General features: G+C 72.2%; 12 protein-coding genes. 8 read left to right on the forward strand and 4 right to left on the reverse strand.

Annotation, left to right across the window (positions count from 1 at the left end):
* Positions 1-184: 184 nt before the first annotated feature.
* A complete protein-coding gene (locus ACZ7LK_RS25495) occupies positions 185-2,422 on the reverse strand; it encodes a transglycosylase domain-containing protein (RefSeq protein WP_469462029.1) in 2,238 nt (745 codons plus the stop codon).
* Between the two features lie 529 nt (positions 2,423-2,951).
* Between ACZ7LK_RS25495 and ACZ7LK_RS25500 the strand changes: the two genes are divergently transcribed.
* The gene (locus ACZ7LK_RS25500) at positions 2,952-3,296 is read left to right on the forward strand and encodes a WhiB family transcriptional regulator (RefSeq protein WP_392275454.1); all 345 of its coding nucleotides are present in this window, start codon (positions 2,952-2,954) and stop codon (positions 3,294-3,296) included.
* A gap of 119 nt (positions 3,297-3,415) precedes the next feature.
* Here the strand turns inward: ACZ7LK_RS25500 and bagB are convergent, their stop codons facing one another.
* Positions 3,416-4,762 (reverse strand): ATPase BagB, encoded by a 1,347-nt coding sequence (gene bagB / locus ACZ7LK_RS25505; protein ID WP_392275453.1) that lies wholly within the window; start codon positions 4,760-4,762, stop codon positions 3,416-3,418.
* The gene (gene bagA / locus ACZ7LK_RS25510) at positions 4,759-5,721 is read right to left on the reverse strand and encodes an ATPase BagA (protein ID WP_392275452.1); all 963 of its coding nucleotides are present in this window, start codon (positions 5,719-5,721) and stop codon (positions 4,759-4,761) included. Before bagA ends, bagB begins: the two co-directional genes overlap by 4 nt.
* A gap of 308 nt (positions 5,722-6,029) precedes the next feature.
* Between bagA and ACZ7LK_RS25515 the strand changes: the two genes are divergently transcribed.
* From ACZ7LK_RS25515 to ACZ7LK_RS25535, 5 genes are all read left to right on the forward strand, one after another.
* Positions 6,030-6,188 carry a DUF4177 domain-containing protein gene (locus tag ACZ7LK_RS25515; RefSeq protein ID WP_086785308.1) on the forward strand — a complete coding sequence of 53 codons (159 nt, stop codon included), beginning with the start codon at positions 6,030-6,032 and terminating at the stop codon, positions 6,186-6,188.
* Positions 6,185-6,655, forward strand: coding sequence for a RidA family protein (locus ACZ7LK_RS25520; RefSeq protein WP_064067273.1), 471 nt, complete (start codon positions 6,185-6,187; stop codon positions 6,653-6,655). The genes ACZ7LK_RS25515 and ACZ7LK_RS25520 overlap by 4 nt, the downstream gene beginning before the upstream one ends.
* A gap of 202 nt (positions 6,656-6,857) precedes the next feature.
* Positions 6,858-7,727, forward strand: coding sequence for an NUDIX hydrolase (locus ACZ7LK_RS25525; protein ID WP_392275451.1), 870 nt, complete (start codon positions 6,858-6,860; stop codon positions 7,725-7,727).
* A complete protein-coding gene (locus ACZ7LK_RS25530) occupies positions 7,724-8,554 on the forward strand; it encodes an MBL fold metallo-hydrolase (protein ID WP_392275450.1) in 831 nt (276 codons plus the stop codon). Before ACZ7LK_RS25525 ends, ACZ7LK_RS25530 begins: the two co-directional genes overlap by 4 nt.
* Before the next feature lie 290 nt (positions 8,555-8,844).
* Positions 8,845-9,729, forward strand: a complete 885-nt coding sequence (locus ACZ7LK_RS25535) for a prohibitin family protein (protein ID WP_392275449.1) — start codon at positions 8,845-8,847, stop codon at positions 9,727-9,729.
* 88 nt (positions 9,730-9,817) lie between these two features.
* Here the strand turns inward: ACZ7LK_RS25535 and ACZ7LK_RS25540 are convergent, their stop codons facing one another.
* Positions 9,818-10,492 carry a Crp/Fnr family transcriptional regulator gene (locus ACZ7LK_RS25540; protein WP_014046869.1) on the reverse strand — a complete coding sequence of 225 codons (675 nt, stop codon included), beginning with the start codon at positions 10,490-10,492 and terminating at the stop codon, positions 9,818-9,820.
* Between the two features lie 311 nt (positions 10,493-10,803).
* On the opposite strand from ACZ7LK_RS25540, the gene nth reads away from it, so the two are divergent.
* Both nth and ACZ7LK_RS25550 read left to right on the forward strand, forming a co-directional pair.
* Positions 10,804-11,718 carry an endonuclease III gene (gene nth / locus ACZ7LK_RS25545; protein WP_471143611.1) on the forward strand — a complete coding sequence of 305 codons (915 nt, stop codon included), beginning with the start codon at positions 10,804-10,806 and terminating at the stop codon, positions 11,716-11,718.
* A 424-nt stretch (positions 11,719-12,142) separates the two neighbouring features.
* On the forward strand, positions 12,143-12,796 hold the full coding sequence (locus tag ACZ7LK_RS25550; RefSeq protein ID WP_392275697.1) for an NUDIX hydrolase: 654 nt from the start codon (positions 12,143-12,145) through the stop codon (positions 12,794-12,796).
* Positions 12,797-12,841 lie beyond the last annotated feature (45 nt).

Consider the following 12,841-nt stretch of genomic DNA (forward strand, 5'->3'; position numbering starts at 1 on the left):
GATCCTGACCCCGCTGAGCGGATCCCGACCCGCCGGCCGGGACCTCGGTCCCGTAGCCCGGGCGGCCGCCCTCCGGTGGCGGCGTCCCGGCCGGAAGCGGACCATGCGCCCGCCTCATCCGGTGTACGACGAAGGGGCGCCCCGTCCGTGATCCGGACGGGGCGCCCCTTCGTCGCGTGGCGCGTCAGCGCCAGCCGCCGCCGTTGCCCTGGCCGCCGCGGTGGTTGCCGCCGATCAGGTCCGGCGGGATGGTGATGCCGCCCCAGGGGTCGTCGTCGCCCGGCTTGCCGTCGTCGCCGCCGTCACCGTCGCCCGGCTTGTCGTCGCCGGAGGGCTTGCCCTTCCCCTTGCCGTCCTTCGGGGCGTCGGGGATCGTAACGCGGACGAAGTCCGGCGCCTCGCGGCCGTCCAGCGCGCCGGTCATGGCGTCCTTCCAGATCGGCCCCGGCACCTTTCCGCCGAAGACCTTGTCGTGGTACCGGCCGCCGATGGTGATGTACTCCATCTGCACGTCCTGGCTCGGGTCGCCGACCCACACCGCGCCGGAGAGGTTCGGGGTGTAGCCGACGAACCAGGCGTTCTTGCGGGCGTCCGTCGTACCGGTCTTGCCCGCGTTGTCACGGCTGCTGAGACCGGCCTCCTGGCCCGTACCCGAGTCGATCACACCGCGCAGCAGGCTGTTGATGGTGTCGGCGGTCCGCTCCGACATGGCCTTGGCGCACTCGGACTTCGGCACCTTCAGGCTCTTGCCGTCCGCCGTCCTGATCGACTCGATGGCGGTGGGCGTGCAGTACGTGCCGCGGTTGGCGAAGGCGGCGTACGCGGCCGCCATGTTCAGCGGCGAGATGCCGTCGGAGCCGAGGGTGAGGCTGGAGGGCTTCTCGGGCAGCTTCTCGTCGTTGCCCATGACCACGTTCAGCTTGTCGGTCATCTCCACGACCGGGCACATGCCGATCTCGCCGATCATCTGCACGAAGTACGTGTTGACCGACTTGGCCATCGCGTCCTTCAGCGCGTACGGACCGACCTCCGACTCGTTCTCGTTCTCCACGGTGTCGCCCTGGTTCCTCCAGGGGCTGCCGCTGCACGTAGAGACGGAGGAGGGGTAGGGCATCTCGTACGGCGACGGGTACATCTGCGTCGGCGGCTTGCCCTGCTCCAGGGCGGCGGCCGCCACGAACGGCTTGAACGTCGAACCGGTCGGGAAGCCGTAGTTCGAGCCGCCCATGCCCTTGTTGACCGAGTAGTTGATCTGGGTCTCGTTCTTCCCGAAGCCGTACGGCCGGGACTGCCCCATGGCCATGATCTTGCCGGTGCCGGGCTGGACCATCGTGACCGCGGTGGCGACCTTGTCGGTCTGGTAGACGTGGTCCTTGATCGACTCCTGCGCCGACTTCTGCGCCTGCGGGTCGAGCGTGGTCTTGATCGTCAGACCGCCGCGGTTCCAGACCTTGCTGCGCTCCTCGCGGTTCTTGCCGAAGACCGGATCCGAGAGGAAGACCTCGCGGACGTAGTCGCAGAAGAAGCCGGCGCCGTCGACGGCGGTGATGCAGCCGTTCTTCGGCTTGCTCACCTTCAGCGTGATCGGGGTCGCCTTCGCGCGCTGCGCCTCCGCCTCGCTGATGTCACCGACGGCCGCCATGCGCGTCAGCACGACGTTGCGGCGCTTGGTCGCCTCCTGGACGTCGTTGACCGGGTCGTAGCGGCTCGGCGACTGGACGATGCCGGCCAGCATCGCCGACTCCTCCAGCGTGAGGTTCTTGGCGCGCTTGGAGAAGTACCGCTGGGCCGCGGCCTCGATGCCGTACGCCTGCTGCCCGAAGAACGTGATGTTGAGGTAGTTCTCGAGGATCTTCTTCTTCCCGAGCTCCTCCTCGACCTGGATCGCGTACTTCAGCTCCTGGATCTTGCGGCCGAGGGTCTGCTGGGTGGCCTCCGCGACCTTGTCCGGGTCGTCGCCGGCCTCCTCCACGAAGACGTTCTTCACGTACTGCTGGGTCAGCGTCGACGCGCCCTGGGCGACCCCGCCGGACTGGGCGTTGCGGTTGAGTGCGCGCAGCACGCCCTTGAGGTCGACGGCTCCGTGCTCGTAGAAGCGCGAGTCCTCGATGGCGACGATCGCCTTCTGCATGTACGGGGAGATGTCCTTGAGGTCCACCACCGTGCGGTCACGGGAGTAGACCGTGGCGATCTGGCCGCCCCGTGAGTCCAGGATCGTGGTGCGCTGGCTCAGCGGCGGCCGCTTGAGGTTGGCGGGGATCTCGTCGAACCCCTGGACCGTGCCCTTCGCCGCGAGCCCGAGCGCTCCCGCGGCGGGCAGGGCGATGCCCGCCAGTACGGCTCCGGCGAGCACGCTGACACCGACGAACTTGGCGGCCTGCTGGGTCCCGGTCAGACCACCGCCCGAGCGCTTCTTTGGCATGGAGTCAGCCTAATCCGTCGGCCATGGCGTTCCGCGGGAGCGGGTGGGTAACGGGATGTTCGCGTACCAGGTTGTGACATCGGCCCGCCGCGTACCGAGGCCGGCTGCCCCCACGGGGCCTCCTTGCGCGTTTTCCGGACAGGCGTACAGGCCTTGGCCTAAGCTGTTCACAACTGTCACAGCAGTTGCTACCCGGCCTGACCACCCGCGTACACCCCCCCGCTCGTGCCCTCGCGTTCCCGAACCGCGACGGTTCCTGTCCGTTTCCCCCTCGTACGTCCCTCATGTGCCACCCCGCGCCCCGCGCGGCTCACCCGGAACGCCCGCACTCGCGTCCTTTCTCACGTATGTCCTGCGCTCACTCCCCTGGGTGATCTGCCGCGTACGCATAGTCCGTTCGGACCATTCAAGATTGGGCCCGAAGGGGGTGTTGCGCTGTGCCCACCTTCCGTAACGTCCTCAACTGGTGGCGGTGAATATGCCGCTGCCGCCGTGGGGGAGCCTCGATTCGGGAGAGGACGGCGCCGGTATGGGCTGGGTAGCTGACTGGAGTGCGCAGGCCGCCTGCCGCACTACCGATCCGGACGAACTGTTCGTACAAGGAGCGGCGCAGAACAGGGCCAAGGCGGTGTGCACCGGGTGCCCGGTGCGGACCGAGTGCCTGGCGGACGCGCTGGACAACCGCGTCGAGTTCGGCGTGTGGGGCGGGATGACGGAACGAGAGCGCCGTGCTCTGCTGCGGCGGCGGCCGACCGTCACGTCCTGGCGCCGGCTGCTGGAGACCGCGCGCACGGAGTACGAGCGCAGCGCGGGCATCCTGCCCGTCGCGCTGGACGACGACGAGACGTACGAGGCGTACGCGGCCGTGGGCTGAGGACACCGGAGCGGACCGCGAGCACGTCGCCGGCACATCGCGAGTACGTCGCGAGCACATGGCGAGCACGTCGTGAGGCCGCCGGACGGATCCGTGGCACGAACGGGGTCGGCCGTCCCTCAGTGGTGCCCTTCCGCGAGTCGGTCGCCGATGGTCCGCAGGCCCGCCAGATCGTGCACGTCGCCCGGGAGCGCGGGGACTTCGGTCACCGCCACCTCGGGGTGGAGCGCGGCGAACCGGTCGCGCGTGCGCCGTTCCCGCGCGAGCACCTGCATCCGCTCGGCGTGCAGCCGCAACAGACCCGCGGTCACGTCCGCGACCGCGGGCGGCGTGACGACCAGGCCGGTACCCGCGCCGGTCGTGGTGTCGCCGTCGGTGCCGACCGGGGCACCGGATACATCGGTGTCGGCAGCAGCCGTGGCGATGGGGGCGTCGGGGCGTGCTGCCGTGGTTCGGGGGGCCTCGGGCTCGGGAGAGGTGCCGTCGGGGCCACGAACACCAGTCTTCCCGGGCCCCTGATCCACAATGCGGCCCTCTTCAAGATTTTCCGCCGCGGCCAGTGCCCGCTCGGCGGACAACCGGGCCGCCCCGCTGCCGTGCACGCGGTTGAGCACCAGCCCCGCCAGCGGCATCCGCTCCGCCGCCAGCCGTTCCACGAAGTACGCCGCCTCCCGCAGCGCGTCCCGCTCCGGCGCGGCGACCACGAGGAACGCGGTGCCCGGTGCCTGGAGGAGCCGGTAAGTGGCGTCCGCCCGCGTACGGAAACCGCCGAACATGGTGTCCATGGCGGCCACGAAGGTCTGTACGTCCCGCAGGAGCTGACCACCCAGCAGCTTCCCCAGGGTGCCGGTCATCATCGACATCCCGGCGTTCAGGAACCGCATGCCCGCCCGGCCGCCCACCTTCGCCGGCGCCATCAGCAGCTTGATGAACGTGCCGTCCAGGAAGGATCCCAGCCGCTTCGGCGCGTCCAGGAAGTCCAGCGCGGACCGGGACGGCGGCGTGTCCACCACGATCAGGTCCCACTCCTCGCGCGCCCGGAGCTGGCCCAGCTTCTCCATGGCCATGTACTCCTGCGTGCCCGCGAACCCGGCCGACAGGGACTGGTAGAAGGGGTTCGCGAGGATGGCCGCCGCCCGCGCCGGCTCGGCATGGCCCTCGACGATCTCGTCGAAGGTGCGCTTCATGTCCAGCATCATCGCGTGCAGTTCGCCGCCGCCCTTGATGCCGTCCACCCGGCGCGGCACGTTGTCCAGCCGGTCGATGCCCATCGACTGGGCGAGCCGGCGGGCCGGGTCGATGGTCAGGACGACCACCTTGCGGCCGCGTTCGGCCGCCCGTACGCCGAGGGCGGCCGCCGTCGTGGTCTTCCCGACGCCACCCGCGCCGCAGCACACGATGATGCGGGTCGCCGGGTCGTCGAGCAGCGGATCGATCTCCAGGCCGGGAGCCCCGTCGAGAGTCATGCGCCCACCCCGAGCTTCCTCAGTTCCTTGGCCAGCCGGTAGAGACCGGCGATGTCCGCGCCCTCCCCGAGGAAGGGCAGTTCGTACGTCGGCACCTGGAGCTTCGCCAGCGCCTCCCGCTGCTCCCGCTCCAGCTCCACCCGCCGGGCGTGCTCGGAGGCCTGGTCCAGCAGGGGGCCGACCAGCCGGGCGGCGCCGCTCACGCCCGCCGCGGTGAGCGCCTTGGTGATGCCCGGGCGCTGGTCGCCCGCCGCGGCCCGCACCGCGTCCTCGTCCAGGACGTGCGGGCGGACCATGTTGACCACCACGCCACCCACCGGGAGGTCGGCCTCCCGCAGCTCGGCGATGCCGTCGGCGGTCTCCTGGACCGGCATCTCCTCCAGGAGGGTCACCAGGTGGACCGCCGTCTCGGGGGACTTCAGCACCCGCATCACGGCCTGGGCCTGATTGTGTATCGGGCCGATCTTCGCCAGGCCCGCCACCTCGTCGTTGACGTTCAGGAAGCGGGTGATGCGGCCGGTGGGAGGAGCGTCCATGACGACGTGGTCGTACACGAAGCCCCCGTGTTTCTCCCGCCGGCGTACCGCCTCGCACGCCTTGCCGGTCAGCAGGACGTCCCGGACGCCCGGTGCGATGGTGGTGGCGAAGTCGATGGCGCCCAGCTTCTTGAGCGCGCGGCCCGCCGAGCCGAGCTTGTAGAACATCTGGAGGTAGTCGAGGAGCGCGCGTTCGGCGTCGATGGCCAGCGCGTACACCTCGCCCCCGCCCGGCGCGACGGCGATCTTGCGTTCCTCGTAAGGCAGTGCCTCCGTCTCGAAGAGCTGTGCGATGCCCTGTCTGCCCTCGACCTCCACGAGGAGGGTCCGCTTGCCCTCGGTCGCGAGGGCGAGCGCGAGGGCGGCGGCGACCGTCGTCTTACCGGTACCGCCCTTGCCGCTGACGACCTGGAGCCTGCTCACGCATTCGAGCCTAACCAGTCGGGTCCTGCGCCGAACGCCCCCGGGTCGGATTGGCGGGTCGAGGCGCGTGGCGCGGTGCTGTCGCGGGACGTGACGAGGCGGGTGGCGCGGTGCTGTCGCGGGACGTGACGAGGCGGGTGGCGCGGTGCGGTGGCGGTGCGGCCGCGGGAAGGTTCCGGCCGTGCCGGGCCGGGCCGGGCGGGGGTGCGGGGCGGAGGCCGCCGAGGACTCGGGGCCGGGGGTGCGGGTGGTGCGGGGCGGGGCGCCTGGGCGGGAGGAGGTCCCGGGCAGCGGCTACAGTCGGCTCCATGACCAAGTGGGAATACGCGACCGTGCCCCTTCTCGTGCACGCGACCAAGCAGATTCTGGACACCTGGGGCGAGGACGGGTGGGAGCTCGTCCAGGTCGTTCCCGGGCCGAACAACCCCGAGCAGCTCGTGGCCTACCTGAAGCGGCCGAAGCCGTGACGGGCCGCGTGGAGGCGACGCTCGCCGAGCTGGGCCTGACCCTGCCCGACGTGGTGCCGCCGCTGGCGTCGTACCAGCCGGCGGTCCGGTCGGGCGTGTACGTGTACACGGCGGGCCAGCTTCCGATGGTGGACGGCAAGCTTCCGGTCACCGGCAAGGTGGGCGGCGAGGTCACCCCGGAGGAGGCCAAGAAGCTCGCGCGCATCTGCGCGCTGAACGCGCTGGCCGCCGTGAAGTCGGTCGCCGGTGACCTGGACCGGATCGCGCGGGTGGTCAAGGTCGTCGGGTTCGTCGCCTCGGCGTCGGACTTCACCGGGCAGCCGGCCGTCCTCAACGGCGCCAGCGAGCTGCTGGGCGAGGTGCTCGGCGACAAGGGCGTGCACGCGCGCAGCGCGGTGGGCGTAGCGGTGCTGCCGCTGGACGCGCCGGTCGAGGTCGAGATCCAGGTGGAGCTGGTCCAGGACTGAGCGGACCGGTCGTACACGGCCCCGTGCCCCGGGTGGGTGCGGGGCCGTTGGCGTCTCCACGCCCGGGTGGCCGCGGGGTCGCCGCCGGTCCGCTGGGTGGGCGCGGGGGCGTCGCCGGTCCCCGCTGGGTGGGCGCGGGGGCGTCGCCGTATCCACCTTTCTCCCTCTCGAACATCTCGACGGATGCGCATAGCATCCGGCCATGTCCAATGGTCAGTGGTATCCCCCCGAGTGGCCCGACCGCATCCGCGCGCTCGCGGGCGGCACCCTCACGGCGGTGACCCCCAGACGCGCGGCGACCGTGCTGCTGTTGCGGGAGGGCGCCGACGGGCCGGAGGTGCACATGTTGCGCCGGCGTACGTCGATGGCCTTCGCGGGCGGCGCGTACGCCTACCCGGGTGGTGGCGTCGACCCCCGGGACGAGCATCCGGTCCGGTGGGCCGGCCCGTCGCCGGCCGAGTGGGCGGCCCGGCTCGGGGTCGGGGAGCCCGCCGAGGCCCAGGCGATCGTGTGCGCGGCGGTGCGCGAGACGTACGAGGAGTCCGGCGTCCTGCTGGCCGGCCCGGCGCCCGACACGGTCGTCGCCGACACCACGGGCGACGGCTGGGAGGCGGACCGGGCGGCCCTGGTGGCACGTGAGCTGGCGTTCGCCGACTTCCTGGACCGGCGGGGCCTGGTGCTCCGCTCCGACCTGCTGGGCGCCTGGGCGCGGTGGATCACCCCGGAGTTCGAGCCGCGCCGGTACGACACCTGGTTCTTCGTGGCCGCCCTGCCGGCCGGGCAGCGCGCGTCCAACGCCTCGACGGAGGCCGACCGCACCGTCTGGATCCGCCCGGCGGACGCGGCGGCCGGGTACGACCGGGGCGAGCTGCTGATGATGCCGCCGACGATCGCCACCCTGAGGACCCTGGAGGGGTACGGGACGCCCGCCGAGGCACTGGCGGGGGCCCGGGAGCAGGACCTCGCCCCCGTGCTGGCCCAGGCACGGCTGGAGGGCGACCAGGTGGTGCTGAGCTGGCCGGGGCACGAGGAGTTCACCAAGAGGGTCGGCGCCGGGGGTGGGGACGCATGACGGACGCGGCCGCCCTCCCCGGCCAGCCGCGCGGAGCCGTGGTCTCCGGCCCCGCGACGGAACGGACCGTCAACGTCCTCGCGCCGAACCCGTCCGCGATGACGCTGGACGGCACGAACACCTGGATCCTGTCCGAACCGGACTCGCCGCTCGCCGTCGTGGTCGACCCGGGCCCGCTGGACGAGGCCCACCTGCGACGGGTCGTCGACACCGCCGAAGAGCTCGGCAAGCGCGTGGCGCTCACGCTCCTCACGCACGGGCACCCGGACCACGCCGAGGGCGCGGGGCGGTTCGCCGAGCTGACGGGGACCGCCGTGCGGGCCCTGGACCCCGCGCTGCGGCTCGGTGACGAGGGACTGTCGGCGGGGAAGGCCGTCGAGGTCGGCGGCCTGGAGCTGCGGGTCGTCGCCACGCCGGGGCACACCGCCGACTCGCTGAGCTTCCATCTGCCGGCCGACCGCGCGGTCCTGACCGGCGACACCATCCTGGGGCGCGGTACGACGATGGTCGCGCACCCCGACGGGCGGCTCGGCGACTACCTGGACTCCCTGCGGCGACTGCGGTCGCTGACCGTCGACGATGGCGTCCACACGGTGCTCCCGGGCCACGGGCCGGTCCTGGAGGACGCCCAGGGGGCGGTCGAGTACTACCTGGCCCACCGCGCGACGCGGCTCGCCCAGGTGGAGACCGCCGTCGAGAACGGGTACCGGACGGCGGCGGACGTCGTCGCGCACGTGTACGCGGACGTCGACCGGTCCCTGTGGCCGGCGGCCGAGCTGTCGGTGCGGGCGCAGTTGGAGTACCTGACGGAGCACGGCCTCATCTGAGGGACCGGCGCCGGGGTCGCGGCCCCGTGTGCGGCCCGCGCCGGGGCGAGGCGTACATGGGGCCACCGGGGCCTGTGCGGGCTACGCGGGGCCGCGCGGGAGCCCGGGGCCGGGAGCTCGGCGGGGCCGGAGGTGCGGGGACAGAGACCTCCCGGCGGGGCCGGAGGTGCGGGGACAGGGACCTTCCGTTGGGGCCGGGCCCGGACGCTGCCCGGGCATGGAGGACCGGCCGGAGGCCAATGCCTTACGCTCCGCTTACTTCTGTGCTCCGTCCCTGGGGGGATCCCGCCGTGTTCGTCCTGTCCATCCTGTTGCTCATCGCCGCCGTGGTGCTGTTCTTCGTCGCCCGCGGCAACGACAGCCGCGGCCTCAAGCTCGGCTCGGCCGGCGCGCTGATCGCCGGTCTGTTCGCCGCCGTCACCAGCTGCCTGCACGTCATCAGCGCGTACGAGGTCGGCGTGCCCGTCACCTTCGGCAAGGTCGGCACGCCCATGACGGCCGGCATGAACTTCACCTCGCCGTTCACCAACGTCACGACCTTCTCGACCCGCCCGGTCGACCTCAACCTGTCCGACAAGGACGTCGTCGAGGTCCGCTCCTCGCAGGGCGGTGTGATGTACGTGGAGGTCACGGTGAAGTGGGCCGTGACCCCGGCCAAGGCGGTCGAGCTGTACAAGCTGGCCGGCAGCGAGGAGGCCATCCAGCAGCGCCTGGTCTTCCCCGACAGCCGGGAGATCATCCGTAACGTCTTCGCCCGCCACACGAGCGAGGAGGGCTACGCCACCGCCCGCGAGCAGATCAACACCGAGATCGCCGACCTGATCAAGGAGCGCCTCGCCCCGCGCGGCATCGACGTGACGACCGTGAACCTCCGGAACGTCAAGCCGTCGGACCAGCTCCAGAACCAGATCGACCGGAAGATCCAGCAGCAGCAGGCGACCGAACGGGCGACGGAGGCCGCGCGTACGGCGAAGGCGGAGGCCGAGCGGCGCCGGATCGAGGCGGAGGGCATCGCCCGCGCCAACAAGATCCTCAACAACTCGCTCAGCGACAAGGTGCTGCTGAACCAGTGCATCGACGCCTACAAGGAGGCGGCCGCCAAGAACCCGGTGTACGCGGTGCCGTGCGGCGGCGGCAGCGGCAACCCGCTGATCGTGGACGGCACCAAGAACTGACGGACCGCGACGCGCGAAGGGCCGCCCCGGAGATGTCCGGGGCGGCCCTTCGGCGCGTGTGGTCCGTCGCGTCGCGTGGCGTCGCGTACTAGCGCGAGCGCTTGGCGAGCCGCTCGACGTCCAGCAGGATCACGGCCCGCGCCTCCAGGCGCAGCCAGCCGCGGCCGGCGAAGTCGGCGAGGGCCTTGTTGACCGTCTCGCGGGAGGCGCCGACGAGCTGCGCCAGCTCCTCCTGCGTGAGGTCGTGCACCACGTGGATGCCCTCCTCGGACTGCACGCCGAAGCGGCGCGACAGGTCCAGGAGCGCCCGGGCGACCCGGCCCGGCACGTCGGAGAAGACCAGGTCGGACATCTGGTCGTTGGTCTTGCGGAGGCGGCGGGCGACCGCGCGCAGCAGGGCCGTGGCGACCTCGGGGCGGGCGTTCAGCCAGGGCTGGAGGTCGCCGTGGCCGAGGCCGAGCAGCTTGACCTCGGTGAGGGCGGTGGCGGTGGCGGTACGCGGCCCCGGGTCGAAGAGGGACAGCTCACCGATCAGCTCGCCCGGACCGAGGACGGCGAGCATGTTCTCGCGTCCGTCGGGGGACGTGCGGTGGAGCTTCACCTTGCCCTCGGTGACCACGTAGAGCCGGTCGCCCGGATCGCCCTCGTGGAAGAGCGCGTCGCCACGGGCGAGCGTCACTTCACTCATCGAGGCGCGGAGCTCCGCGGCCTGCTCGTCATCGAGCGCCGCGAAGAGCGGGGCGCGCCGCAGAACGTCGTCCACGAATCTCTCCTATGTCGACCTGCTCAGGGACGGTGGGTCCCATGATGCCGGACGGTAAAACAGTGCGATCAATCACAACAAGTTTGACGCACTGGTACGCGTGTCCGTACGGCAGGGGCCCGATTGGGTCTTGATCCATCATGGCCGGGGCACATGTCCCTGGGGCAGCTTAGGCTGGCCGGGTGTCCAATTCGCCGGTGAGAGCGCAGGCCAAGGGGGCCGGGAGAGTGTCCGGGGAACAGAATTCCGCTGTGGGCGAACATGTGCCGGCCGCGGCGAAGAAAGCGACAAAAGCGGACAAAGTGACGAAGGTGGCCAAGACGGCGAAGACCGCCAACACGGCCAAAGCCGCCAAGACCGCCAAGACCGCCAAGGCCGCGACGACCGCCAAGACGGCGAAGGCCGCCGGCGGTGAGAGGGCCGCGAAGGACGAGAGGGCCGTCCGGCCCTGGAAGCCGGAATCACGCCTGGCGATGGTGCGCCGCGCCCGCAAGATCAACCGCGAGCTGGCCGAGGTCTATCCGTACGCCCATCCCGAGCTCGACTTCCGCAACCCCTTCGAACTGCTCGTCGCGACCGTCCTGTCGGCCCAGACCACCGACCTCCGGGTGAACCAGACGACGCCCGCGCTGTTCGCGAAGTACCCGACGCCGGAGGACATGGCGGCGGCGGCCCCGGAGGAGCTGGAGGAGATCATCCGGCCGACCGGCTTCTTCCGCGCCAAGGCCAAGTCGCTGCTGGGCCTGTCCGCCGCCCTGCGGGACACCTTCGGCGGCCAGGTCCCGGGCCGGCTGGAGGACTTGGTGACGCTGCCGGGCGTGGGCCGCAAGACGGCGAACGTGGTCCTGGGCAACGCCTTCGGTGTGCCGGGCATCACCGTGGACACCCACTTCGGCCGGCTGGTCCGGCGGTGGAAGTGGACCGAGCAGGAGGACCCCGAGAAGGTCGAGGCGGAGATCTGCGCGATCTTCCCCAAGTCGGAGTGGACCATGCTGTCCCACCGGGTGGTGTTCCACGGCCGGCGCATCTGCCACTCCCGCAAGCCGGCCTGCGGTGCCTGCCCGATCGCCCCGCTGTGCCCGGCGTACGGGGAGGGCGAGACCGACCCGGAGAAGGCCAGGAAGCTCCTCAAGTACGAGATGGGCGGCTACCCGGGCCAGCGGCTCGCCCCGCCTCCGGACTACCCCGGCAGCCCGGCGGCGCCGCTGGGCACCGGTGACGAGTGACGGAACGAACCAGTGGCAGGAACGCGTGGTGAAGCCGGGGGTGCCTATGACGCGCGCTGAGGAAGACACGTACGACCGCGGGAGCGACCGCCCGGCCCGGCCGGCCGGTCCCCGGCCCGGCCCGCCGGCGGGCATCGAGCCCACCGCCCCGCGCCGCACCCACGGCACCGCGCCGGCGTCCGGGGCCGCGCCCGCCCCGCATGCCGCCGCCGGACCGGAATCCGCCGCTCCCGCCGCCGCCCCGGTCCCGGCGCGACCCGTCGCCTCCGCGCACCCCGCCGCCGCCCACGCCCGGCCCTCCGCCCCGGCCTCCACCGATCCGGTGCTCCCCGCGCACCCCACCACCCCCAGCCCCACCACCGCCACCACCCCCGCCCATCCCCGGGCGGCGGCCGGGGGCACGGCCGCGGGGGCGCCGGTCGTCGTGAGCGAGGAGGGGCTGCCCGAGTGGCTGGAGCCGGTCGCGCGGGCCGCCCGGACCGTCGCGCCGGAGCAGCTCAGCCGGTTCCTGCCGCCCGAGACCGGGGGCCGCCAGTCCGCGGTGCTCATCCTGTTCGGGGAGGGTGACCACGGCCCCGAGCTGCTGCTCATGGAGCGCGCCGGCAGCCTCCGCTCGCACGCCGGGCAGCCGTCCTTCCCGGGCGGCGCCCTGGACCCCGAGGACGGCGACCCGGAGGCCGACGGCCTGCTGCGTGCCGCCCTGCGCGAGGCCGAGGAGGAGACGGGCCTCGACCCCGCCGGCGTACAGGTCTTCGGCGTGCTGCCCCGGCTCTACATCCCGGTCAGCGGCTTCGTCGTGACGCCCGTCCTCGGCTGGTGGCGCGCCCCGAGCCCGTTCCGGGCCGTCGACCCGGCCGAGACGGCCCGGGTCTTCACCGTTCCCGTGGCGGATCTCACGGAGCCGGCCAACCGCGCCACCACCGTCCACCCCAGCGGCCACCGAGGTCCGGCATTCCTGGTCGAATCGGCCCTGGTCTGGGGTTTCACCGCCGGGGTGATCGACCGGATCCTCCACTTCGCCGGCTGGGAGCGCCCCTGGGACCGGGAGAAGCAGGTCCCGCTCGACTGGCGCTCATGACAGGCTGACGCTGTGCTCCGGCGGCCGAACGGGGCGACTGGGGCG

The organism is Streptomyces sp. NPDC039423 (assembly GCF_055598725.1).

Coding starts and splice junctions, on each gene's coding strand:
- ACZ7LK_RS25525 (WP_392275451.1), top strand. CDS start 6,858: ATGTCCAATGGTCAGTGGTATCCCCCCGAGTGGCCCGACCGCATCCGC.
- ACZ7LK_RS25515 (WP_086785308.1), top strand. CDS start 6,030: ATGACCAAGTGGGAATACGCGACCGTGCCCCTTCTCGTGCACGCGACC.
- ACZ7LK_RS25530 (WP_392275450.1), top strand. CDS start 7,724: ATGACGGACGCGGCCGCCCTCCCCGGCCAGCCGCGCGGAGCCGTGGTC.
- bagB (WP_392275453.1), bottom strand. CDS start 4,762: ATGACTCTCGACGGGGCTCCCGGCCTGGAGATCGATCCGCTGCTCGAC.
- ACZ7LK_RS25500 (WP_392275454.1), top strand. CDS start 2,952: ATGGGCTGGGTAGCTGACTGGAGTGCGCAGGCCGCCTGCCGCACTACC.
- ACZ7LK_RS25495 (WP_469462029.1), bottom strand. CDS start 2,422: ATGCCAAAGAAGCGCTCGGGCGGTGGTCTGACCGGGACCCAGCAGGCC.